At 67.9% G+C, this 22118-nt stretch carries 21 protein-coding genes; 8 read left to right on the plus strand and 13 right to left on the minus strand.

The window, feature by feature from the left end; translation table 11 throughout:
- Nucleotides 1–156 precede the first annotated feature (156 nt).
- The 5 genes from tal to ahpC all read right to left on the minus strand — a co-directional run bounded on the left by tal (nucleotide 157) and on the right by ahpC (nucleotide 5447).
- Nucleotides 157–1122, minus strand: a complete 966-nt coding sequence (tal, locus tag ABQY64_RS04785) for a transaldolase (protein WP_054591347.1) — start codon at nucleotides 1120–1122, stop codon at nucleotides 157–159.
- A gap of 75 nt (nucleotides 1123–1197) precedes the next feature.
- The gene (gene rnk / locus ABQY64_RS04790; protein ID WP_016900728.1) at nucleotides 1198–1620 is read right to left on the minus strand and encodes a nucleoside diphosphate kinase regulator; all 423 of its coding nucleotides are present in this window, start codon (nucleotides 1618–1620) and stop codon (nucleotides 1198–1200) included.
- 433 nt (nucleotides 1621–2053) lie between these two features.
- A complete protein-coding gene (locus ABQY64_RS04795) occupies nucleotides 2054–2995 on the minus strand; it encodes a LysR substrate-binding domain-containing protein (RefSeq protein WP_349780371.1) in 942 nt (313 codons plus the stop codon).
- Nucleotides 2996–3074: 79 nt separating this feature from the next.
- Nucleotides 3075–4667, minus strand: coding sequence for an alkyl hydroperoxide reductase subunit F (ahpF, locus tag ABQY64_RS04800; protein WP_024940622.1), 1593 nt, complete (start codon nucleotides 4665–4667; stop codon nucleotides 3075–3077).
- Between the two features lie 216 nt (nucleotides 4668–4883).
- The gene (gene ahpC / locus ABQY64_RS04805) at nucleotides 4884–5447 is read right to left on the minus strand and encodes an alkyl hydroperoxide reductase subunit C (protein WP_039523700.1); all 564 of its coding nucleotides are present in this window, start codon (nucleotides 5445–5447) and stop codon (nucleotides 4884–4886) included.
- Nucleotides 5448–5647: 200 nt separating this feature from the next.
- On the opposite strand from ahpC, the gene prmC reads away from it, so the two are divergent.
- Both prmC and pip read left to right on the plus strand, forming a co-directional pair.
- Nucleotides 5648–6499, plus strand: coding sequence for a peptide chain release factor N(5)-glutamine methyltransferase (gene prmC / locus ABQY64_RS04810; protein WP_349780372.1), 852 nt, complete (start codon nucleotides 5648–5650; stop codon nucleotides 6497–6499).
- Nucleotides 6500–6735: 236 nt separating this feature from the next.
- Nucleotides 6736–7677, plus strand: coding sequence for a prolyl aminopeptidase (gene pip, locus ABQY64_RS04815; protein ID WP_104555982.1), 942 nt, complete (start codon nucleotides 6736–6738; stop codon nucleotides 7675–7677).
- A 253-nt stretch (nucleotides 7678–7930) separates the two neighbouring features.
- Here pip and ABQY64_RS04820 read toward each other — a convergent pair whose 3' ends face one another.
- Genes ABQY64_RS04820 through ABQY64_RS04835 form a run of 4 tightly spaced genes read right to left on the minus strand, consistent with a single transcriptional unit; the run spans nucleotide 7931 to nucleotide 10815 of the window.
- Nucleotides 7931–8716 carry an N-formylglutamate amidohydrolase gene (locus tag ABQY64_RS04820; RefSeq protein WP_211914857.1) on the minus strand — a complete coding sequence of 262 codons (786 nt, stop codon included), beginning with the start codon at nucleotides 8714–8716 and terminating at the stop codon, nucleotides 7931–7933.
- Nucleotides 8709–9260, minus strand: a complete 552-nt coding sequence (locus tag ABQY64_RS04825; RefSeq protein WP_005988855.1) for an NUDIX hydrolase — start codon at nucleotides 9258–9260, stop codon at nucleotides 8709–8711. Before ABQY64_RS04825 ends, ABQY64_RS04820 begins: the two co-directional genes overlap by 8 nt.
- Nucleotides 9257–10225 (minus strand): 5'-3' exonuclease H3TH domain-containing protein, encoded by a 969-nt coding sequence (locus ABQY64_RS04830; protein WP_161961387.1) that lies wholly within the window; start codon nucleotides 10223–10225, stop codon nucleotides 9257–9259. Before ABQY64_RS04830 ends, ABQY64_RS04825 begins: the two co-directional genes overlap by 4 nt.
- Before the next feature lie 14 nt (nucleotides 10226–10239).
- Entirely contained in the window at nucleotides 10240–10815 is a 576-nt protein-coding gene (locus ABQY64_RS04835) for a nitroreductase (protein ID WP_039514249.1), read from the minus strand.
- 130 nt (nucleotides 10816–10945) lie between these two features.
- Here ABQY64_RS04835 and ABQY64_RS04840 point away from each other — a divergent pair, with 130 nt between their 5' ends.
- Complete coding sequence (locus ABQY64_RS04840; protein ID WP_349780373.1) at nucleotides 10946–13192, plus strand: DUF1631 domain-containing protein; 2247 nt, start codon at nucleotides 10946–10948, stop codon at nucleotides 13190–13192.
- Between the two features lie 222 nt (nucleotides 13193–13414).
- Nucleotides 13415–15772: a DUF1631 domain-containing protein gene (locus tag ABQY64_RS04845; RefSeq protein WP_349780374.1), complete on the plus strand. Its 2358-nt coding sequence runs from the start codon at nucleotides 13415–13417 to the stop codon at nucleotides 15770–15772.
- Between the two features lie 38 nt (nucleotides 15773–15810).
- On the opposite strand, the gene ABQY64_RS04850 is transcribed toward ABQY64_RS04845, so the two are convergent.
- Nucleotides 15811–16674 carry an alpha/beta fold hydrolase gene (locus tag ABQY64_RS04850; RefSeq protein WP_349780375.1) on the minus strand — a complete coding sequence of 288 codons (864 nt, stop codon included), beginning with the start codon at nucleotides 16672–16674 and terminating at the stop codon, nucleotides 15811–15813.
- A gap of 137 nt (nucleotides 16675–16811) precedes the next feature.
- Between ABQY64_RS04850 and ABQY64_RS04855 the strand changes: the two genes are divergently transcribed.
- A complete protein-coding gene (locus ABQY64_RS04855; RefSeq protein ID WP_212579211.1) occupies nucleotides 16812–17408 on the plus strand; it encodes a TetR/AcrR family transcriptional regulator in 597 nt (198 codons plus the stop codon).
- A gap of 60 nt (nucleotides 17409–17468) precedes the next feature.
- Complete coding sequence (locus ABQY64_RS04860; RefSeq protein ID WP_212579212.1) at nucleotides 17469–18560, plus strand: NAD(P) transhydrogenase subunit alpha; 1092 nt, start codon at nucleotides 17469–17471, stop codon at nucleotides 18558–18560.
- Nucleotides 18561–18773: 213 nt separating this feature from the next.
- Here ABQY64_RS04860 and ABQY64_RS04865 read toward each other — a convergent pair whose 3' ends face one another.
- The 3 genes from ABQY64_RS04865 to ABQY64_RS04875 are packed head-to-tail and all read right to left on the minus strand — an operon-like array spanning nucleotide 18774 to nucleotide 20175.
- Nucleotides 18774–19265: a DUF3106 domain-containing protein gene (locus tag ABQY64_RS04865; protein ID WP_039810786.1), complete on the minus strand. Its 492-nt coding sequence runs from the start codon at nucleotides 19263–19265 to the stop codon at nucleotides 18774–18776.
- A 5-nt stretch (nucleotides 19266–19270) separates the two neighbouring features.
- Nucleotides 19271–19615, minus strand: a complete 345-nt coding sequence (locus tag ABQY64_RS04870; protein WP_212579213.1) for a hypothetical protein — start codon at nucleotides 19613–19615, stop codon at nucleotides 19271–19273.
- The gene (locus ABQY64_RS04875) at nucleotides 19612–20175 is read right to left on the minus strand and encodes an RNA polymerase sigma factor (RefSeq protein ID WP_016900713.1); all 564 of its coding nucleotides are present in this window, start codon (nucleotides 20173–20175) and stop codon (nucleotides 19612–19614) included. Before ABQY64_RS04875 ends, ABQY64_RS04870 begins: the two co-directional genes overlap by 4 nt.
- 123 nt (nucleotides 20176–20298) lie before the next feature.
- Here ABQY64_RS04875 and ABQY64_RS04880 point away from each other — a divergent pair, with 123 nt between their 5' ends.
- On the plus strand, nucleotides 20299–20604 hold the full coding sequence (locus tag ABQY64_RS04880) for an NAD(P) transhydrogenase subunit alpha (protein ID WP_024940817.1): 306 nt from the start codon (nucleotides 20299–20301) through the stop codon (nucleotides 20602–20604).
- Nucleotides 20601–22058, plus strand: a complete 1458-nt coding sequence (locus tag ABQY64_RS04885) for an NAD(P)(+) transhydrogenase (Re/Si-specific) subunit beta (protein ID WP_349780376.1) — start codon at nucleotides 20601–20603, stop codon at nucleotides 22056–22058. Before ABQY64_RS04880 ends, ABQY64_RS04885 begins: the two co-directional genes overlap by 4 nt.
- Nucleotides 22059–22118: the final 60 nt, after the last annotated feature.

Genomic DNA, 22118 nt, shown 5'->3' on the forward strand with positions numbered 1-22118 from the left:
GCAGCCCGAGGGCGGCCGCAGTTTCCAATGCCAGCATCGCGAGGGCCTTGCCTTACGCGTCGTGGCTGCAGCGTGCTGCGCAGCCAGACTGCAAAAAACAAAACGCCCACAGCCACCAGGCTGCAGGCGTTGGTATTGCGACCCGCGGTGCTGCAATCAGCCGGCGAGCTTGTCGGTGATGGTCTTGCGCAGTGCCTGCAGATCCTTGGCGAAGGCATCGATGCCGCTGGCCAGCTTTTCGGTGGCCATCGGGTCGGCCGCCAGATCGGTGGCGAAGCTGTCGCTGTCGATCGGGGTGATCTGCGCGTTATCGGCCTGCGCAGGCGAGAGCTTGCGCGGCAGTTCGCCATATTCGGCGTCGAGCTTTTCCAGCAGCTCCGGCGAGATGGTCAGCCGGTCGCAACCGGCCAGGGCCTCGATCTGCGCGGTGGAGCGGAACGAGGCGCCCATCACCACGGTGGACGAGCCGCGCTGCTTGAACTCGTTGTAGACCGTGCGCACGAACACCACGCCCGGGTCTTCGTCGATGCTGGCCGGGGTCTGCCCCTGGGCGACGTAGTAGTCCAGGATCCGGCCGACGAACGGCGAGATCAGGAACACGCCGGCTTCCGCACAGGCCAGCGCCTGCGAGCGGTTGAAGATCAGGGTCAGATTGCAGTCGATGCCTTCGCGCTGCAGCTGGCGCGCGGCCTCGATGCCTTCCCAGGTGGCCGCGATCTTGATCAGGATCTTGTCCTTGGACACGCCACGCTCGGCGTACATCGCGATGAACTTGCGCGCCTTGGCGATGGTCGCCTCGGTGTCGTGCGCCAGGTCGGCATCGACCTCGGTGGAGACACGGCCCGGGACCAGCTCGGCCAGCCTGACGCCGACGCCGATAGTGAGGCGGTCGGCCACTTCGTTGACGGTGCTGGTGCGGTCTTCGCCGCCGTGTTCGCGGCCCCAGGCCAGTTCGCGCTCGATCAGGTCGGCATACACCGGCAGATCCAATGCCTTTTTGACCAGGGTGGGATTGGTGGTGCAGTCGACCGGCTTCAGGCGCTTGATGGCGTCGTAGTCGCCGGTGTCGGCAACGACGACGGACAGGTCACGCAACTGGGCAAGCTTGGAGGGAGCAGTCATGCGGGTTCTCTCGAATCGTGGAACGGGTCGTGGATAGGACGCAGCGCGCTACGGTAGCGCGCCTGGCGTGTGAAGTCAGGCGCCGGCCAGGGCATGTTGATCGTGCACGGCGCTGACACGCAGACGCAGGTCGCGCCCGTCGGGCGTACGCCAGTCGATGCTCTGACCGACCGACAGGCCGAGCAGCGCACTGCCGACCGGCGCCAGCACCGAGATGCGGCCGTGCTGCACATCGGCCTCGTGCGGATACACAAGGGTGAGCGTATGTCGTTCGCCATGCAGCTCATCTTCGCAATCGATGCGGGAGTGCATGGTGACGACATCGCCGGGAATCTGGTCGGGCGGCACGACGCGTGCGCGGCCCAGTTCGTCACTCAGCGCGGTGGCAGCCGGGTGCTTGTTGAAAGCGGGGGAATCGAGCAGGGCCTCGAGCCGGGCGAGGTCGTGGCTGGAAACCAGGATGGACGGGGGCAAGCCGCTGTGGTGCTGCGAAGTCATGGCAATCTCCTTGACGATGACGACTCGCCAACATGGCAAGCCTCACTGCCCAGATGAGGGCGCCGCTGCCCGATCGCAATGCATGCGAGATGGCGCAATGCACGGCAGATGTCGGGTACGGCAGGCGAGGCACCGCTAGTGACGGGCCGTGGCCAGTGAATCAGGCAGGCAGCGCTGCAGCGCCCAGGTGCGTGCCATCTGCCATCACCCAGCGACTGACTTGCCTCGTGGGAGTCCACCACGTGCCAACGACGCCGCAACTGCCACGTGCGTCCAGATACATCACGTCGTAACCACCCACCAAACAAAAAACGACGCTTGCGCGTCGCTTATGTCCGAGAACAGGTGAAAAAACATCCCGCCAAGCAACCGCAGCCATGAAACGATCTTGCGATTCCCGATTCCCGATTCCCGATTCCCGATTCCCGATTCCTCAGGCCGCAACCGCCTTAGGCCCAGTCGCCGGCTGGTCCAACGTGAACAGGCTCTCCGGCAGCTCCTTGAACAGCTGCGCCAGCTGCTCCAGGAACGCGGTCATGGCCGAGCTGCGGCGCCAGGCCATGGCGATGCGGCGGCTGGGCTGCTTGTCTTCGCGGAAGCGGATCAGGCGGATGTTCTCCGAGCGCGCGACCGGCGGCTTGACCGCCAGCAGCGGCAGCAAGGTCACACCGACGTTGGCGGCCACCATCTGGCGCAGCGTCTCCAGGCTGGTGGCCTGGAATTCGGATTTTTCCAGGGCGCCGGCAAGATGGCAGACATCCAGCGCCTGTTCGCGCAGGCAGTGGCCATCTTCCAGCAGCAACAGCCGCTGCTCGGACAGATCGTCCAGCGTCATGCTGTCGTGGCGCGACAACGGATGGCTTTCTGGCACCGCCAGCACGAAGGGTTCCTCGAACAGGAATTCGGCATGCAGCTGCTCATCCTGCAACGGCAGTGCGAGCAGCGCCGCATCCAGACGGCCTTCGCGCAGCTGGTGCACCAGTTGATCGCTTTTTTCCTCGATCAGCAGCAGTTCCAGGCGCGGGAACCGCTCGCGGATCCGCGGCACCACATGCGGCAACAGATACGGCGCCAGGGTGGGAAAGATGCCCAGCCGCACGGTGCCGGCTTCCGGATCCTGGCTGCGCCGCGCGGCTTCCTTCATCTGTTCCACTTCGGCCACGATGCCGCGTGCGCGCATCGCCGCTTCGCGGCCGGCCGGGGTCAGCATCACCTTGCGCGGCGCACGTTCCACCAGCGGCACGCCAAGCTCGTCTTCGAGTTTCTTGATCTGTGTGGACAGCGTCGGTTGACTGACGAAGCAGGCCGTCGCAGCACGGCCGAAATGCTTGTGGTCGGCCAGGGCGACCAGATATTTCAGGTCACGCAGATTCATGTGCAGCAGCCCTCATTGCGGTGACGGGGTACGACTGGAGCTTAGCGCCCGGGCTGGCCGGGCGCTGGCTTGAGTGCGCTTATGCTGCCTGGGCGACGTTGTCGGCGCTGACCGGTGCACTGGAGCGGATCAGGTAATCGAACGCGCTCAACGCAGCCTTGGAACCTTCGCCCATCGCGATCACGATCTGCTTGTACGGCACCGTGGTGGCGTCGCCGGCAGCGAATACGCCTGGAACATTGGTCTGGCCACGGTCGTCGACGATGATTTCGCCGCGTGGCGACAACGCCACCGAGCCCTTGAGGAATTCGGTGTTGGGCAGCAGGCCGATCTGCACGAACACGCCTTCCAGATCCACGTGCTGGATGTCGCCGCCGGTGCGGTCCTTGTAGACCAGGCCGGTGACCTTCTGGCCATCGCCCAGCACTTCAGTGGTCTGCGCGCTGGTGATGATGCGCACGTTGTGCAGGCTGCGCAGCTTGCGTTGCAGTACTTCGTCGGCACGCAGCTTGTCGTCGAACTCCACCAGCGTGACATGCGCCACGATACCGGCCAGATCGATCGCCGCCTCGACGCCCGAATTGCCGCCGCCGATCACCGCCACGCGCTTGCCCTTGAACAGCGGGCCATCGCAATGCGGGCAATAGGCCACGCCCTTGTTCTTGTACTGGTCTTCGCCCGGCACGTTCATCTGCCTCCAGCGCGCGCCGGTGGACAGGATCACGGTCTTGCTCTTGAGCGAGGCGCCGTTGGCCAGCTTGATCTCGATCAGGCCATCGGCACCGGCCGGAATCAGCTGCTCGGCGCGCTGCAGGTTCATGATGTCCACGTCGTACTGGCGCACATGCTGCTCGAGCGCAGCGGCCATCTTCGGGCCTTCGGTTTCCGGCACCGAGATGAAGTTTTCGATCGACATGGTGTCCAGCACCTGGCCACCGAAACGCTCGGCGGCCACGCCGGTGCGGATGCCCTTGCGTGCGGCGTAGACGGCCGCTGCCGAACCGGCCGGGCCACCGCCGACCACCAGCACCTCGAAGGCGTCCTTGGCGGCGATCTTGGCGGCGTCGCGCTTGGCCGCGTTGGTGTCGAGCTTGGCGACGATCTGCTCCAGCGTCATGCGGCCCTGGTCGAACAACTCGCCGTTCAAGTAGACGGTGGGCACCGACATGATCTGGCGGGTTTCGACCTCGTCCTGGAACCACGCGCCGTCGATGGCCACGTGCTTGATGCGCGGGTTGAGCACGGCGGCAAGATTCAGCGCCTGCACCACGTCCGGGCAGTTCTGGCACGACAGCGAGAAATAGGTTTCGAACTGGTAGTCGCCATCCAGGTGCTGCACCTGCTCGATCAGCTCGGCGGCAGCCTTGGACGGGTGGCCGCCCACCTGCAGCAGCGCCAGCACCAGCGAGGTGAACTCGTGGCCCATCGGCAGGCCGGCAAAGCGCAGCGAGATGTCCTGGCCCGGCGTGGTCAGCGCGAACGAGGGCTTGCGCTGGTTGTCATCGCGGTGGATGTCCAGGCTGATCTTGTCCGACAGCAGCACCAGATCCTCGAGCAGGTCGAGCATTTCGCGCGAGCCGGCGCTTTCGTCGATCGAGGCATTGATCTGGATCGGACGGGTAACCCGTTCCAGGTAGGCGGTCAGCTGGGTCTTGAGGTTGGCATCCAACATGGAGAACTCCTGGGAATGGGCAAGGGGAGGGCGTGGCGTCGCTGCGCTGAGGCAGGTCGCCGGGGAGGAAGGGGATGAACCGCAGCCGGCGCGATGTCGGGAATGCGTGCTGGCGATGGCTGGCGGGCAGCCCGGCACCGGCTCCGGTTCACCCCCGGCCCAGTGCTGGGCCGGAGATGCTCCGGCCTCAACCACAGGCCGGAGGTGTCAGTCGGTTTAGATCTTGCCGACCAGGTCCAGCGACGGAGCCAGGGTCTTGGCGCCTTCCTTCCACTTGGCCGGGCAGACCTGGCCGGGGTTGTTGGCGACGAACTGGGCAGCGGTCAGCTTGCGCAGCGTCTCGGTGACGTCGCGGGCGATCGCGTTGTCGTGGATCTCGAGGGTCTTGATGACGCCTTCCGGATTGATGATGAAGGTGCCGCGCAGGGCCAGGCCTTCTTCTTCGATGTGCACGCCGAACGCACGGGTGAGCTTGTGGGTCGGATCGCCGATCAGCGGGAACTGCGCCTTGCCCACGGCCGGCGAGGTTTCGTGCCACACCTTGTGCGAGAAGTGCGTATCGGTGGTGACGATGTAGACCTCGGCGCCTGCCTTCTGGAACGCGGCATAGTTGTCGGCGGCGTCTTCCACTTCGGTCGGGCAGTTGAAGGTGAAGGCGGCCGGCATGAAGATCAGCACCGACCACTTGCCCTTCAGGCTGGCCTCGGTGACTTCGATGAAGTTGCCGTTGTGGTACGCATTCGCCTTGAACGGCTGGACCTGAGTGTTGATAAGAGACATTGAGTTTCCTCGTGCGATGAAGGGGGCGGGGGATGGAACAGTCGCCATGGTAGGTAGGATCGATAGATTTCTCAAATCGATTGATGGAATTGTATAGATAGGCTGTGGCTATCGAGTTTGCAGACGGCGTCTGCCGCTGCAGGGGCCGATTCCATCTCCGATAATGGTCAGCCGATGTTGCGCATGAGTGAATGATCCGTATGAGTGAGGACCCAGCCGGTCTTGCCGCCGAGCAGTTGCTGCGGCGTGCGGTCGAGCGGATCGAGCGCAGTGATGCCGAGCCGCTGCTGCTGCACGCGCTGGGCCGCGACCGCGCCTGGCTGTTCGCGCATGGCCGCGATCCGGTCGAGCCGTCGGTCGCGCAGGCATTCGCGGCATTGGTGCAGCGGCGCCAGGCCGGCGAACCGGTGGCGTACCTGACCGGCACGCGGGGGTTCTGGACGCTGGATCTGGCGGTCTCCACCGCCACGCTGATCCCGCGCGCCGACACCGAGGTGCTGGTCGAGCTGGCACTTGAGCGCCTGGACGCCCGGCCAGGCCGCCGCGTTGCCGATCTGGGTACCGGCAGCGGCGCGATCGCGCTGGCCATCGCCAGCGAGCGGCCGCAGGCACAGGTGATCGCCACCGATGCCAGCGCGGCGGCGCTGGCGGTTGCCCGGCGCAATGCCGACAGCCACCGCTTGCGCAATGTCGAATGCCGGCAGGGCAACTGGTTTGCGCCGCTGGCCGGCGAGGGCTTCGACCTGATCGCCAGCAACCCGCCGTATATCGCCGCGCAGGATCCGCACCTGGGCGAAGGCGACCTGCGCTACGAACCGGCCAGTGCGCTGGCTTCCGGCCCCGATGGCCTGGACGACATCCGCCTGATCGTCACCGATGCGCCTGAGCATCTGCTGCCGGGCGGCTGGCTACTGCTCGAACACGGCTGGGACCAGGGCGCGGCGGTGGCCGCGCTGCTGCAGGCGCGTGGCTTCGATGCGGTGGCCACGCATCAGGACCTGGAGCAGCGTGACCGGGTGACGTCGGGGCGCTGGTCGCCCGCCGCGAGCTAGCGCGGCGGGCCACGGAGCGGTCGCCAGGTGGAGGGGGGACGGCGCGCTCAGAGCTGAAACAGGACATGCCGGTTCCGGGCACTGGCCGCGCCCGTCCCGCGCTGCGTGCAGGAGCCTGGCTCCGTCGCTCCACGCCTTCGCGCTTCGCCGTGTGCCTGCCCTTGCTCGATCGCATGAGGCGCCCGCGTGTGCAGACCGGGTGCCGATACACTAGCGGTTTCCCGCAGGACCGACGCATGCGCACGCTCTATCCCGAGATCACGCCGTACGACCACGGCACCCTCCAGGTCGACGACCGCCATACCCTGTATTTCGAACAGTGCGGCAATCCGCAGGGCAAGCCGGTGGTGATGCTGCACGGCGGCCCCGGCGGCGGTTGCAATGACAAGATGCGGCGCTTCCACGACCCGGCCAAGTACCGCATCGTGCTGTTCGACCAGCGCGGCGCAGGCCGTTCCACCCCGCATGCCGATCTGGTGAACAACACCACCTGGGACCTGGTTGCCGATATCGAGCGCCTGCGCGAACACCTGGGCATCGCGCGCTGGCAGGTGTTCGGTGGCAGCTGGGGCTCGACCCTGGCGCTGGCCTATGCGCAGACCCATCCGCAGCAGGTCACCGAGCTGGTGCTGCGCGGCATCTTCCTGCTGCGCCGTTTCGAGCTGGAATGGTTCTATCAGCAGGGCGCCAGCCGGCTGTTCCCGGATGCCTGGGAGCATTACGTCAACGCGATTCCAGTGGTGGAGCGCGCCGATCTGATCTCCGCCTTCCATCGCCGCCTCACCAGCGACGACGAAGCCACGCGTCTGGCCGCGGCCAAGGCGTGGAGCGTGTGGGAAGGTGCCACCAGCTTCCTGCATGTGGACGCCGACTTCGTCACCGGACACGAGGACGCGCACTTCGCACTGGCGTTCGCGCGCATCGAGAACCACTACTTCGTCAACGGCGGTTTCTTCGAGGTCGAAGACCAGCTGCTGCGCGACGCACACCGCATCGCCGACATCCCCGGCGTGATCGTGCAGGGGCGTTACGACGTGGTGTGCCCGCTGCAAAGCGCCTGGGACCTGCACAAGGTATGGCCGAAGGCGCAGCTGCAGATCAGCCCGGCATCGGGGCATTCGGCCTTCGAGCCGGAAAATGTCGATGCGCTGGTGCGCGCCACCGACGGGTTCGCCTGAGCGCAACCGCGAGCGTGCACGGGAAGCTGCAGCAGCGCTCGCGCGCCAGCGGTAGGAGCGCACCCGGGCGCGACGTAGGGTAACGGGACGGCCTGTCGCGCCCGGGTGCGCTCCTACGAGGCAACCGTCGTCACCGAGGCTGCGCGGATCAGCGCGGCCGCCGCATGCCCCGTAGGAGCGCGCTTGCGCGCGATGAGGCATTACCCATAACGCCCCATCGCGCGCAAGCGCGCTCCTACGGTGACTACTGGAGTCAGTGCGGCAGCAGCGCCTGCGCCAGCGGCGGCAGGATGCGCGCCAGGCGTTGTGCCCACGCCTGTTGCCCGCTGGCATCGGCAATCAGGTCCTGGCGCAATTCCAGCTCCACATGCAGCAATCCGCGGCCTTCGCCGTAGACCGGAATCGCGTAGTCGCTGGTGTCGCTGACCGCGTAGGGCTGGTTGTCGCCAACCACCAGATCCGGCTCGTTGCGCAAGGCCTGCAGCAGGCGGTGCGCCAGCCGCGTGTCGCGGTGGTACAGCACGCCGGCATGCCAGGGCCGTGCATTGCCGGCCATGATCGGCGTGAAGCTGTGCATCGACACCAGCACGGTGGGTTGCCCGCGCTGTGCGCGTGCATCCAGTTCCGTCGCAATGCGCGCGTGGTACGGCGCAAAGATCGCATCGATGCGCTGCTGCCGATCGTCGGCCGACAGCTGCAGGTTGCCCGGAACCGAGGTGCCGTCGCTGACCTCGGGCATCAGCGTGGCCGAAGCATGCGGGCGATTGCAGTCGATCACCAGGCGCGAGTAGGTCTGCGCGATGGCGACCGCATCCAGCGCATCGGCCAGCAGGCGGGTGACCTCGGCAATGCCGATATCCCAGCCGATATGGCGGTCCAGTTCCTGCTGCGGTAAGCCCAGATTGGCCAGCCGCGCCGGCACGCGCTGACCGGCGTGGTCGGCGATCAGCAGCCACGGCGAGGCGGCCTGTGGGTTGTGCACGCTGAACGGTGCGGGATCGTCGGCGCCCAGCAGGCGGGCAGCGGTCGCTTCAGCCACGCGGGGTGCCGTCCAGTGCGTGATCGACCAGGTACAGCCCGGCCCACAGCTTGGGATCCATCTGATAGCCCTCGGCCATCTTCTGCACCAGCCAGGCGCCGACCTGCGCGCGCGGGATCTCGTGCACGGTGATGTCTTCGCTGGCATCGCCGCCGCCGGCGCCGACCTTGCGCAGCCCGGTGGCGCGGACGAAGGCGATCTTCTCGCTGCTGGCGCCGGCCGAAGTGGGGCCGATCATCAGTACTTCGGCGTGCTCGGCGGTCCAGCCGGTTTCTTCTTCCAGTTCGCGAATGGCCGACAGCTCGATCGACTCGTCGGCATGCACATCGCCGACCAGACCAGCCGGCATTTCGATGGTGCGGGCCTGCAGCGGCACGCGGAACTGTTCGACGAACAACATCGCATCGTCCGGGGTCACCGCCACGATGATCGCGGCCAAGCCGCCGGCGTGCACGCGTTCGGAATATTCCCAGGTGCCGCGCACGACCATGCGCTGGTACTTGCCTTCGTAGACCACGGTGGGCGGGGTGTCGTGTCGGTTCATGGATGCAGGCCTTGTTCCAGGGAAACGGGAGTGCGCGGTGCCGGCGCGCCGCCGCACGCGGCCAGCAACCGGCGCCGGGTGAGCGGGCCGAAGCGCAGGCTCTCGCACAAGCCGCCCAGCATGTCGGCATCGGCTTGCGCGCGCGTGAAACCGGCATCGGTCAGCGCCAGCGGCGCGTCGAGCGCAATGGTGGTTAGCTGACGCCATAGCAGTGCGTGCTCGCGTTGCTCGCGCAGGCGCGCGGCCATCTGCGCCGCGCCGCGCAGGCGCAGGAACGGGATTTCGTCGATACGTTCCAGCAAGGCGTCCAGGCTGCCGAAATGCGCCAGCAGGACCGCCGCCGATTTGGCGCCGATGCCGGTGACGCCGGGAATGTTGTCGATCGCATCGCCGCACAACGCCAGGTAGTCGGCGATCTGATGGGCGTGCACGCCGTGGCGCGCCTTGACCCCGTCCATGCCCCAACGCAGGTTGCGCGCGTAATCCCACTGCTCGTCGTGCTCGAGCAGCAGCTGCGACAGGTCCTTGTCGGCCGACACGATCACCCCGCGCAGGCCGTGCGCACGCACGCTGTGCAAGGCGCTGCCGATCAGGTCGTCGGCCTCGTAGTCGCGGTGCGCCAGCACGCTCAGCCCCAATGCCGCGCACAGCGCCTTGCAATGCGCGAACTGGCGCCGCAACGCATCCGGTGCCGGGGTGCGATTGCCCTTGTAGGCCGGGTAGATCGCATGCCGAAAACAGCTGTCCAGCGCCTCGTCGAAGGCGATGGTGATGTGCTGCGGATCCTCGCGTTCGAGCAGGTCGAGCAGGAAGCGCGCAAAGCCGTGCACGGCATTGGTCGGCCAGCCCTGCGCATCCTGGAATTCGTCAGGGATCGAATGCCAGGCGCGGAACACGTACAGGCTGGCATCGACCAGATACAGCGGGGTCGGGCGGCTGATCGCCGGCGGCGCGCCTGCAAGCATGGGGACGTGCGTGGTCACGGGGTCCAGTCGCGCAGCAGCGCACGCGGGTCCGGGCGCTCGCGCTCTGGCACCTGCAGGCGCGGGGTGCCGATATGGATGAAACCGGCGATGCGCTCGTTCTGCTCCAGGCCCAGATAGCCGGTCACGGCCGGGTCGTAGGCCATCCACGCGGTCAACCACTGCGCGCCGAAGCCATGCGCCTGCGCAGCCTGCAGCAGCGCAAAACACACGCAGCCGGCGGTGAGCAGCTGTTCCTGCTCGGGCACCTTGTGCCCGGGGCGCAACGCGGCGATCACCACGATCACCAGTGGCGCATCGTTGAAACGGTTGCGGTCTTTTTCGACCGCGGCGGGCGGCGTCAGTGGATCGGCGGCCAGGCTGCGCTCGGCCAGGAAATCGCCCAGTGCCTGGCGGGCATCGCCGCTGATGCGCAAGAAGCGGAACGGCACCAGCTTGCCGTGGTCGGGCACGCGCACTGCCGAGGTGAGCATGCGCAGCAGGGTGTCTTCATCCGGGCCGGGTTCACCCAGCTGTTTGGAGGGGACCGAGCGGCGCGCGTCCAGCGCCTGGAGCGAATACGGTGCGTGCATAATTCCGGGTCGAGGCGAGGATGCGGGCAATTATAGACGGGCCCTTCCCAACGCCCGCCGCATCATGGGTGGCGGGCCGATGCCGGCCCGGTCGTGACATCCCTTCCATGTTCGTCCTGTGCGCCGCCCGATGACCCAGTTCGTATCCACCCCCGTGCTCCCCAGCCGCAATCCGCAGCTGCTCGATCAGGTACGCGAGATCGTGCTGGTGCCGCTGGCCGATGCCTTTGTCCAATTCCAGGACACATTGGCCGAGGCGCTGTTCCAGCTGGCGGCCGATGCCGGCCCGGCCCAGAACGACTTCCTGGAAGCGATCCAGGCGGTGCGGCAGCAGCGCGAGCCGATCACCGCGCGTTTTCGCGGGCATCTGGCCAAGGCCTGGCAGGGGCTGGAATCCGGGCGGCCGTTGTCGGCCGATCGCAGCCTGGGACGCGGTGCGGCCGGGCTGACCCTGCTGCCCGAGCAGGATCTGGAGGTGCGCCTGGCGGTGCGCAACCTGGCCGGCGCGCTGCAGCACCAGTGGCGCACGGAGCTGATGCGGCTCAATCGCTATCTCGGCTTCATTGCCGGCGGGCTGCGTATCGACGGCGACAGCAATCCGTTCGGGCCGGAGCATCTGGGCGTGGCCCTGTACGAGGCCTTTCAGGGGGTGACGCTGGCGCCCAAGGCGCATCTGGCGGTGATCAAGGTCTGCGAGCAGCACCTGATGGAACGCGTCGGCCAGCGCTACGGCGCGCTGGAACAGGCGCTGGCGCAGGTGGCGCGCTTGCGCGAGTTGCCGCAGCCGCGCAGCCGGCGGCGCGGCATTCCGCGCCAGGACGAAGGCGCCAGCGAGCAGGCCGCCGAGACGCCGGACTGGATCGCGCGCTTCTTCGCCGACTGGTCGGGCGGGCAGGGCGCGCTGGCCGGCGTCGAGGCGATCGACGTGCATCTGCGCAGCGGCCGCGAGCTGTTGCCGGCCAGCCTGCGCCATTTGCTGCAGCATGCCCGCCGCCAGCGCGAACCCGATGCCGACACGCCCGCATCTGCCGGGCAGCGCCTGCTGTCGCCGCGCGAGGTGGTCTCGGCGCTGTCGCTGCTGCAGACCATGCCAGCGGCCGGCTTCGATGCCATCGACGGCACCGATTCGGGCCTGGCGCGTGGCCTGCGGCAGCAGGTCAGACGCGCCGCCGCCGCGCTTGGGGTGGATCCGGCCACCACCTGCCTCAACCCCGACGACGAGGACGCGCTGGATCTGGTGGCCTTGTTGTTCGCCGCGATCCTGGTGCAGAGCCATCTGTCCGATACGCAGCGCAGCCTGCTTGGCCAGCTGCTGGTGCCGATGGCCAAGCTGGCGATGCTGGACGGCCACCTGTTCGTGCGCGACGGCCATCCCGCACGCCGCCTGCTCAACCTGTTGGTCGACGCCTGCGATGGCAATGCCGGCGAAACCGCGGCAGAGCAGGCCTTGCTCGGCCAGGTGCAGGCGGTGATCGACACGGTGGTGCGCGACTTCGACGAGCATCCGGGGCTGTTTCTGACGCTGGAAGCCGAGTTCGGCGCCAGTTACGAACAGTATCGGCGCCGGGTGGAAATTGCCGAGCGCCGCGCCAGCGAATTGCAGCGCGCCGAAGAACGCCGCGAAGCCGCACGCAGCATTGCCGCGCAGGCGCTGGCAGAGCGCCTGGCGCGCGGGCCGCTGCCGCCGCTGGTCGAGCACTTCCTCGGCCGCGTCTGGCAGCCGTATGTGCAACAGGCGGCGTTGCGTGGCGACGGCGCCGGCCCGGCCTTGGACGCCGCCGTGGCTCTGGGCGATGCGGTGCTGGCGCAACTGGGTGCTGCGCCTGGCGACACCGCGCTGGAGCCGCAGCGTGCGCAGCTGCTGCAGGCTTTCGCGCTGGCCGGGCTGGCGCAACGCGACGCCGAGTTGGCCCTGCAGGAACTGCAGCGCGCGCTGCTGTCCACGTCATCGGTACCGGCTGCGGGAGCGCCGGATCCCGCCCTGCTCGCACCGACCCTGAGCGCGCTGCGCCCGAGCCCCGGTCCGGCCGACCCGGTCGGCGAGCCGCTGACACCGATGCTGGATGCCGACGCGCAGGTGGAATTCGATCGTGTCACCGCCGATTTCTTCCGCGGCATGGCGCTGGGCACCTGCCTGGAGTTCGTCGACCGGCACGGCCGTGTGCAGGCCGGCAGGTTGTGCTGGATCAGCCCGATTTCCGGGCGGCTGATGTTCGTCAACCGACGCGGCGGGCGGCTGTGCGTGTCCTCGCCGGAGGAACTGGCGATGATGGTGTGGCTGGACCGCCTGCGTCTGTACCGCGACGAGGACGCCTTCTACAGCGCGATGCAGGACGTGGTCGATGCGCTGGACCGGCCGCACATGCTGAAGGCTTAACCCCCGCAGGCGGTTAATACGCGCTGGCAAGCGCCACCGCAGCGATGCACGCTAGGATGTCCGACTGACACGCAAACCCTGGGCGGTCACGACTAAAGTGCGAATTGCGTCACACTTAACAAACGAGCGAAACGCCTACCATGCGGTGGCGGAATTTGGGGCCGCGTCCGTTTCCTTTCGTTTGAATATTTTCACGCCTGCAGGGGCGGGGAGCCTTTGCGCATGACTTTTCAGCCCAGTCCGTCGGGACACCCGGGCCGTGACCAACGCTTGCTCGAACAGGCGCACGCCGTGTTCGTGCCCGCACTCGCGCAGGTTTTTGCAGCTGCAGTCGCCCACTTTGATGATGTGCTGTTCGATCGCGCAGAATCCGCGGGAACATCGCAGTTGCTGTTTCTCGATGGCATGCGCGAGTTGCGCCGCAAGCGCGACGAAGTGGCCACGCAGTTCCGCCAGCAGCTGGACGACGGCTGGCAGGCGTTGCTGCTGGGCGAGCCCTTGTCGGCCGAGGTGGTCCTGGCAGGCGACATCGGCACCGGCCCGCTGAGTCTGGTGCCCGAACATGTGCTCGAATCGCGGCTGGCGGTGCGCAACCTGGCCACCGTGCTGCTGCGCGACTTCAAGCAGGTGCTGGCGCGGGTGGACCGCCGCCTGGGCTGGATCGCCGGTGGCCTGGAGCTGGTGGCCGACACCAACCCGCTCGGTCCGGAACATCTGGGCGTGGCGATCCATGAAGCCTTTGCCACCTGCGACCTGGCGCCGGAAGTGCGCCTGGTGCTGATCAAGCTGTGCGAGCGCGACCTGGCCGAGCCGATCGGCAAGCTGTATGCGCGCCTGGACGAGACGCTGGCCAAGGCCGGCGTCATGCCGGAAATCTCCCAGCCCAAGCGCCCGCCGCCGCGCGTGCAACCGCGTGGCGACACGCCCGAGGAGCGTGCCCAGGCCGAAGCCCAGGGCGCGGCTGCCGACATGGGCGGCGACGACCAGATCGACCAGTACGCACCGGCCTGGGCCAACCGCTTCCTGGACCGCTGGGCGCATAGCCGCGGCCGCATGCAGGCCGCCGCCCAGCGTGGCCAGGCCGGTGGCGGCGCTGCCGGCGGCATGGATGGGGGCGAGGCCGATCACCCCGGCGGCAGCCAGGGCATGTTGCTGGAGGCGCTGCACGAATTGCTGCAGCAGACCCGCAGCGTGCGCGACAACACTGCCTCTGCCGCATCGGTGGCGGTGGGCCAGCAACGCCCGCTGAGCCAGCGCGAGATGATGTCGGTGCTGTCGCTGCTGCAGGCCACGCCGAGCGCGACGTTGCAGGCAGCCATCGGCGGCGACACCGAGTCGCTGGCGCAGCGGCTGAAGAACGAAGTGCTGTCCAGCGCCACCCGGCTGGGCGTGGACCCGGCGACCGCGCGCCTGGACCCGATGGACGAGGATGCGATCGATCTGGTCGGCATGCTGTTCGACGTGATGCTGGACGAGCGCGATCTGGAAAACCGCTCGCGCGAAATGATCGGCCGGCTGGTGGTGCCCTTCGTCAAGGTCGCGCTGCTGGACCGCAAGATGTTCGTGCAGAAGACCCACCCCGCGCGGCGCCTGCTCAATTCGCTGGCCGAGGCCTGCGAAGGCAACAACGGCGACAGCGCTGCCGAGCGCGTGCTAATGGGCAAGGTCGAGGAAATCGTCGACCGCCTGGTGGCCGAATTCAACGAGAACCTGGCGATCTTCCTGACCCTGGAAGAGGAGTTCCGCGATTTCCTGTCGCAGCACCGGCGCCGGGTGGAAATCGCCGAGCGGCGCGCCACCGAAACCCAGCGCGGCCAGGAAAAGCTCGAGCTGGCACGCAGCCGCGCGCTGTCGGAGCTGGAACAGCGCACGCAGGCCGGCACGCCGCTGCCTAGGGCCGTGGAGGATTTCCTGCGTCAGCCGTGGCTGCACCATCTGACCATGGCGATCCTGCGCGACGGCGACGAAGGCCCGGGTACCGTCGAGGCACTGGCCCTGGCCGATGGCGTGCTGGAGGAACTGGCCGAGGCACGTCGCCACATCGTCGGCAAGCCGTGGCTGCAGGTCTGGCAACCGGCATTGCATCGCGTGTTTGCCAGCGTGGGCCTGCATGGCGATGCGGTGGTGGTGGCGATCACGGCATTGCACGACACCTTGCAGGCCATTGCCGAAGCGCGCCCGGAGCTGGAAAAGGCCTTGCCGGAGCTGCCGCAGGTCAACCTGCCGCCGCCGGCTGCCGAGAGCGTCAGCGTGGTGCTGGGGGCCGAGGCGGTGGCGCAGAGCATCGACAGTGCCGATGCCGAGCGTTTCCGCGCGATGGATATCGGTACCTGGCTGGATTTTGTCGACAAGGACGGCAAGGTGCAGGCGGGCAAGCTGTCGTGGGTGAGCCCGATCTCGCAGCGGCTGCTGTTCGTCAATCGCCGCGGCGTACGCTTCTGCGTCGCCTCGCCGGAAGAACTGGCGGTGATGGTGCGCCTGGGCCGGCTGCGCGAACACATCAATGACGGCGCTTTCGACAGCGCTATGCAGGGTGTCATCGACCGCCTGGATCCGTTGCACAACAGCACCGTGCACTAGCGGGTGCCGCGCGATGCGCTTGCCGCATCGCGGTACGGTCAGGCGCGCGCCGGGCCGATAAAGTCCAGCGCCGCTTCGATGACCGAGGCATGGTCGACCATGCGGTTGTGGCCCAGGCCTTCGGTGGTCAGCAATTGCGCCTGCGGCCACAGCGCCGCAAAACGCGCGCCTTCGTCCCAGGGTGTCTCGCGGTCGCGGCGGTCGTGGATGATCAGGGCCGGGCGCTGGAAACGCGGCAGATGCGGGGACGCATCGAAATCGGCAAAGCGTTTGCCGGTGATGGTGTGCAGCAGGTTCTCGAACGGAACGAAGGTCTTGGCCGCGATGCCGAAGGCGCGGAACTGGCGGTGCGCGGCGTCGGCCGGCGCCAGCAATGGCGCGATCAGCACGTAGCGCTCCGGCTGCCAGGCCGCTTCGTCGGCGAATACGACCGATGCCGAACCCAGCGAGTGGCCGATGAAGGCCGCCGGCCGGCCGAAGCGCCGCCCGATCCGCCGCAGCACCTCGACAAAGTGCGGCATGTAGCTGATGCGCCCACCGCTCAAGCCGTGCCCGGCCTGGTCGAAGGCCACCACCGCATAGCCCAGCGCCTGCAGCCGTGGCACCCAGGCGGCAAAGCGCAGGCCATAGCTGGACCAGCCGTGGGAGAGCAGCACATACGGTTGCTGCGCCGGGTCGCCCCAGACATACACCGCGATCTCGATGCCATCGATGGACAGGCTGTCGCGGCCCACGTCGGACAGCGTGGCCAGGGTGGATGCGGCATGCCGGCGTGATGCCGCATCCGGCGTCACGAAGCGGCGCGCCAGCAGGCGGCCGGTCGGGCCGGGGGCCAGGCGGCTGGCCAACCCGAACAGCGTGCGGGTCAGGCGCATGCGCCAGCGGGAGGATGCCTTAGCCATGGGAACACTCGCTGGGGGAAGGGCTGCATCCGGCGCCAAATCTTGACGCTGGCAAGATGCGGGGGCGAGTCTGCACCGCCAATCTTGTCAGCGTCAAGATTCCCTGCTCCAATGACATCCCGATTTGCGAAGCCGCCATGTCCCACGCGCCCAGGTCAGCGACGTATCACCACGGCGATCTGCCCGCGGCCCTGCGCCGCGCGGCCTGGGAGATCGTCGGCGAATCGGGTCCGCGCGGGCTGAGCCTGCGCGAGTGCGCCCGCCGTGCGGGCGTTTCGCACGCCGCACCGGCACATCACTTCGGCTCGCTGGAAGGTTTGGTGGTGGAACTGGTTGCAGACGGGTACGAACGCATGGTCGAGTGGATCGTGCAGGCCCAGCGCGAGGTCGACCCACTGCTGGGTGGCGGCCTGGGCTATATCCGGTTCGCCATCGCCTACCCGCAGCAGTTTCGCCTGATGCAGAGCCTGGAGCCGCAGCAACGCAGCCTGACGCGCCTGCTGGCGGCCACCGATGCGGCAATGGCCTGCCTGCGCGATGCCTTAAATGCGGCCTGGCTGGCCCGGCATGGCAGTGCGCCGGATGCGCACCTGCTGCATCAACGGGTGTTGCTGGCCTGGAGCGCGGCACATGGCTATGCATGTCTGGCCATCGACCACCGCACCGAAGCGGTGGCGCTGGCACCGCCCGAGCAGTTGCTCGCCCCGATGCTGCCGGCCTTGCTGACGCCCTGAGCGTGGCTGCCGCGCTCTGCTAGCATCGCCGCGACGACAGGCGCGCGAGCGGAGCAAGCCATGGCTGTGCAGGTGCTGGTGCTGAAAGAACACGCGGCAGGCGAGCGCCGTGTCGCCGCCACGCCGGAAACGGTCAGGAAACTGGTCGCGCTCGGCGCCAGCGTGTGGATCGAGCCAGGCGCCGGCTGTGCCAGCAGCATGGCCGACGCGGCGTATCTGCAGGCCGGGGCGCAGCTCGCCACTGCAGACACACTGGCCCAGGCCGAGGTGCTGCTGAGCGTGCAGGCACCGCCCACCGAGCTGCTGCAGCAATGCAGGCCCCACACCGTGCTGATCGGCATGCTGGCGCCGGACGCCGACCCGGCACGTGCGCAGGCGATTGCCACCGGTGCGCTAGTCGCGTTTCCGCTGGAGCGCCTGCCGCGCACCACACGTGCGCAATCGATGGACGTCTTGAGTTCGCAGGCCGGCATGGCCGGCTACAAGGCCGTGTTGATCGCCGCGCAGCTGGCGCCGCGTTTCTTTCCGATGCTGACCACCGCCGCCGGCACCATGCGCCCGTGCAAGGTGCTGGTGATCGGTGCGGGCGTGGCCGGGCTGCAGGCGATCGCCACCGCCAAACGGCTGGGCGCGCAGGTCGAAGGCTTCGACGTGCGCCCGGAAACGCGCGAGCAGATCGCCTCGCTGGGCGCGCGCTTCCTCGATCTGGGCGTGAGCGCGGCCGGCGAGGGCGGTTATGCGCGCCAGCTCACCGACGACGAACGCGCCGAACAGCAACGCCGGCTGGCCGAACACCTCAAGAGCGTGGACGTGGTGGTCTGCACTGCCGCCGTGCCCGGCCGGCCGGCGCCCAAGATCCTGAGCATGGAGATGCTGCACGGCATGCGCGCCGGCAGCGTGATCGTCGATCTGGCCGCGGAAACCGGCGGCAATTGCGCCGCTACCCGGCCCGGCGACACCTATGAGCGCGACGGCGTGGTGATCGCCGGCCCGCTCAATCTGGCCAGCCAGGGCGCGGTGCACGCCAGTGAGATGTTCGCGCGTAATGTCTATGCGTTCGCCGCATTGCTGATCAAGGATGGCGCGTTGTCGTTCGACTGGGACGACGAACTGCTGGCCAAGACACGCTGGTCGGCGCCAGCGACTGCGTAGCACCGCCGAGCCCATGCGCCTTGCGTGTTGGCGGGTAGGAGCGCGCTGGCACGCGATGGCGTTTTATCGGTAACGCTGCGTCGCGCGATGGCGCTTTATCTGTAATGCTCCATCGCGCGCTAGCGCGCTCCTACGGTGGCCGCGCGCATGTCCGCCTGTGACCGGGATGCGCGCGTGCGCTGGCGGGTCGCACTCGCCGCGGCAGCGCTTCCGTCAATCGTCGGTGGGCGGATGCTCGCGCAGCCAGGTGCTGCGCTCGGCCGGGCTCATCTTCTGCCAGCGTTGCTGCAGCTCATTGCGTTGTTGCTGGTTGAGCGTGCGCATGCGTTCGAACAAGGCCTTGGCCTCGCGGCGTTGCTCCGGGCTCATGTTGCGGAAGCGGTCCATGCCGGCCTTGGCCTGTTTGCGCTGCTCCGGAGTCATGTCCAGCCAGCGGCGCGCATGGCGGTACATGCGCGGGCGTTCTTCCGGCACATCGTTCCAGCGTTCGCGCAGCGCATCGATCAGCACCTGCCGCTGCTGCTGGGTGAGCTTGTCCCACTCGGGCATCGGCGTGTCTGCCTCGCGCGGTCCGGGTCCTCGCGGGCCGGGGCCATCCGGCGGCGGCGGGCCCGGCGGTCCGGGGGAATGGGCCTGGGCCAGCAGGGACGCGCAGGGCGCGGCGCACAGCAGCAGGGTCAACAACAGGCGGGTGGTGCGGGTCATCGTGCTTATTCCATGGCCAGGGCGGTATCGGACCCCAGCCAGACGTACAGGTCCGGGTTCTGGGTCAGCATGTCGTCGGTATCGGTGGTGGTGCCGGCGACCACCTGGGTCGGAGCGCGGTCCGGCGAGGTGCTCTCGCCCGGACGCAGCTGCAGGCCGATGCCGACCGCCAGCAGGCCGGAACACGCGGTCGCCAGCAACCAGTAGCCGCGCCGGGGGCGCGTGGGAGCGGTCGCGTGACGGGCCTGGCGCAGGCGCGCCAGGGTCTGCGGCGGCAGGCTGGTCAGTGCGGAGGCGTGCAGCTGGCGCAGGTGCGCATCCAGCTGGGCCGGGTCGTGGGAGCGGTTCACAGGAAATCCTCGAACTGTTTTTGCAACGCGTCGCGCGCACGCGACAGATGGGTTTTGACCGAGCCTTCCGAGCAGCCCATCGCCTTGGCGGTGGTGGCCACGTCCAGGTCTTCCAGCACGCGCAGCGTGAACGCTTCGCGCTGGCGCGCCGGCAGGTTGCGCAAGGCCTCGACCAGCCGTTGGTAGGCCTGCTGATGCTGTTGTTCGTCCACCGGGCCGGTGCCGGGGTCGGCCCAGTCGATGGTGCCTTCGTCGTCGGCGCGTTCGGCCGGCGCCCAGAACTTCAGGCGGAAGCTGCGCCGGCGCTGCAGGTCGATGATGCGGCTGCGCAGGATGCTCCAGAACAACGGCGTCCATTCGGTGGCCGGGCGCTCGCGATAGCCGAGCAGCTTCACCATGGCGTCCTGCACGGCGTCCAGCGCATCTTCGCGGTGACGCAGGCCGGCCTCGGCAAAGCGGAACGCACGCGGGCCGATGCCGGCCAGGAAGGCGTCCAGCGAAACCGGCGCGGTGGCGGCCGGTGCGGCAGGTTGCGGATCGAAAGGGGTTCCCACCAGCACAGCGTAGCTTCCGCGGAGACGATACGACGTCAACGGGCGAGTGCCGATTCGGTTGACACGCGCCCGGGCGCGCACGGCCTGGGTATGATCGGCGGGCCGCACCGGCCAGTGGAGCGAACGACGATGAGCGACGGATTCGTAGCGCTGTACATCTTCATGCTGGCGGCCATCGCCGGCCACGTGATCATCTCGCGGGTGCCGGTGATCCTGCATACCCCGCTGATGTCCGGCTCCAACTTCATTCACGGCATCGTGCTGATCGGCGCGATGGTGGTGCTGGGGCATGCCGATACCACGCTGGAAAAGGCGCTGGGATTTGTCGCAGTGGTGCTGGGTGCGGGCAACGCGGCCGGTGGTTACGTGGTGACCGAGCGGATGCTGGACATGTTCAAGTCCAGCAAGAAGCCGTCGGGCGGGGACGCGCCATGAACGTCTCCACCGCCGAGCTGCTGGCATGGCTGGTGAAGTCCAGCTATCTGGTCGCGGCGACCTTGTTCCTGCTCGGGCTGCAGCGCATGGCGTCGCCGCTGACCGCGCGCAGCGGCATCCGCTGGGCCGGGCTGGGCATGCTGATCGCCACGGTGGCGACATTCTTCCTGCCCGAGCTGCATAACGTGCCGCTCATCCTGGCCGCGCTGGTGATCGGTACCGGCGTGGCGTGGTGGTCGGCCAGGAAGGTCGCCATCACCGACATGCCGCAGATGGTGGCCTTGTACAACGGCATGGGCGGCGGCTCGGCGGCGGCGATCGGGGCGGTGGAGTTGCTGCGCTTTGCCTTTTTCGCCAACCGCGACACCACCCACTGGAGCGCCCAGGCGGTCGCCGAACTGGCGGCGCGGCGGCCGGACACCACCACGGTGGTACTGGCGGTGGTCGGCTCGGCGATCGGCGCGGTGTCGCTGTCCGGGTCGATCGTGGCCTGGGCCAAGCTGGATGGCCGGCTCGACCGTCGGGTGACCTTTGCGGGCCAGCAGGCCTTCAATCTGCTGGTGGCACTGGCGGTGCTGGTGCTCGGCATCTGGGCGGCCAGCAGCCTGCAGCCGCTGGCGATCATCGCCTTCTTCGTGGTGGCGCTGGCGCTGGGTGTGTTGATGACGCTGCCGATCGGCGGTGCCGACATGCCGGTGGTGATCTCGCTGTACAACGCATTCACCGGCCTGGCGGTGGCTTTCGAAGGCTATGTGCTGGGTAACGAGGCGCTGATCATTGCCGGCATGATGGTCGGCGCGGCCGGCATCCTGCTGACGCGCCTGATGGCCAAGGCGATGAACCGGCCGATCAGCGGGGTGCTGTTTTCCAACTTTGGCGGCGGCGGTCAGGCGCAGGAGATCGCCGGCGCGCAGAAGCCGATTGAGGCCGGCGACGTGGCGGCGATGATGGCGTTCGCCGAGCGGGTGGTGATCGTGCCCGGCTACGGCATGGCGGTGGCACAGGCGCAGCACAAGATCTGGGAGCTGGCGCAGCGGCTGATCGCGCGCGGGGTCAAGGTGAAGTTCGCAATCCACCCGGTCGCCGGGCGCATGCCCGGGCACATGAACGTGCTGCTGGCCGAAGCCGGCGTGCCCTACGACCTGATCGCCGACATGGACGACATCAACCCCGAGTTCGCCAGCACCGACGTGTCGCTGGTGATCGGCGCCAACGACGTGGTCAACCCGGTGGCCAGGACCGATCCGGCCAGCCCCATCTACGGCATGCCGATCCTGGACGTGGTCAATTCGAAGAACACGGTAGTGATCAAGCGCGGCAAGGGCACCGGCTTTGCCGGCATCGAGAATGCGCTGTTCTACGCCGACAACACCCGCATGCTGTACGGCGATGGCGCGGAAGCGGCCGGCGCGCTGGTCAGCGAGCTGAAGGCGCTGGACGGGGGCGGGCACTGAGGCGTCGCTTCAAGAAAATACCGGGCTTTGTGGGGCATAGCGATGTTTAAAGACATTCAA

It is taken from the genome of Xanthomonas sp. WHRI 7065 (assembly GCF_040203115.2).
Classification (GTDB): domain Bacteria; phylum Pseudomonadota; class Gammaproteobacteria; order Xanthomonadales; family Xanthomonadaceae; genus Xanthomonas; species Xanthomonas arboricola.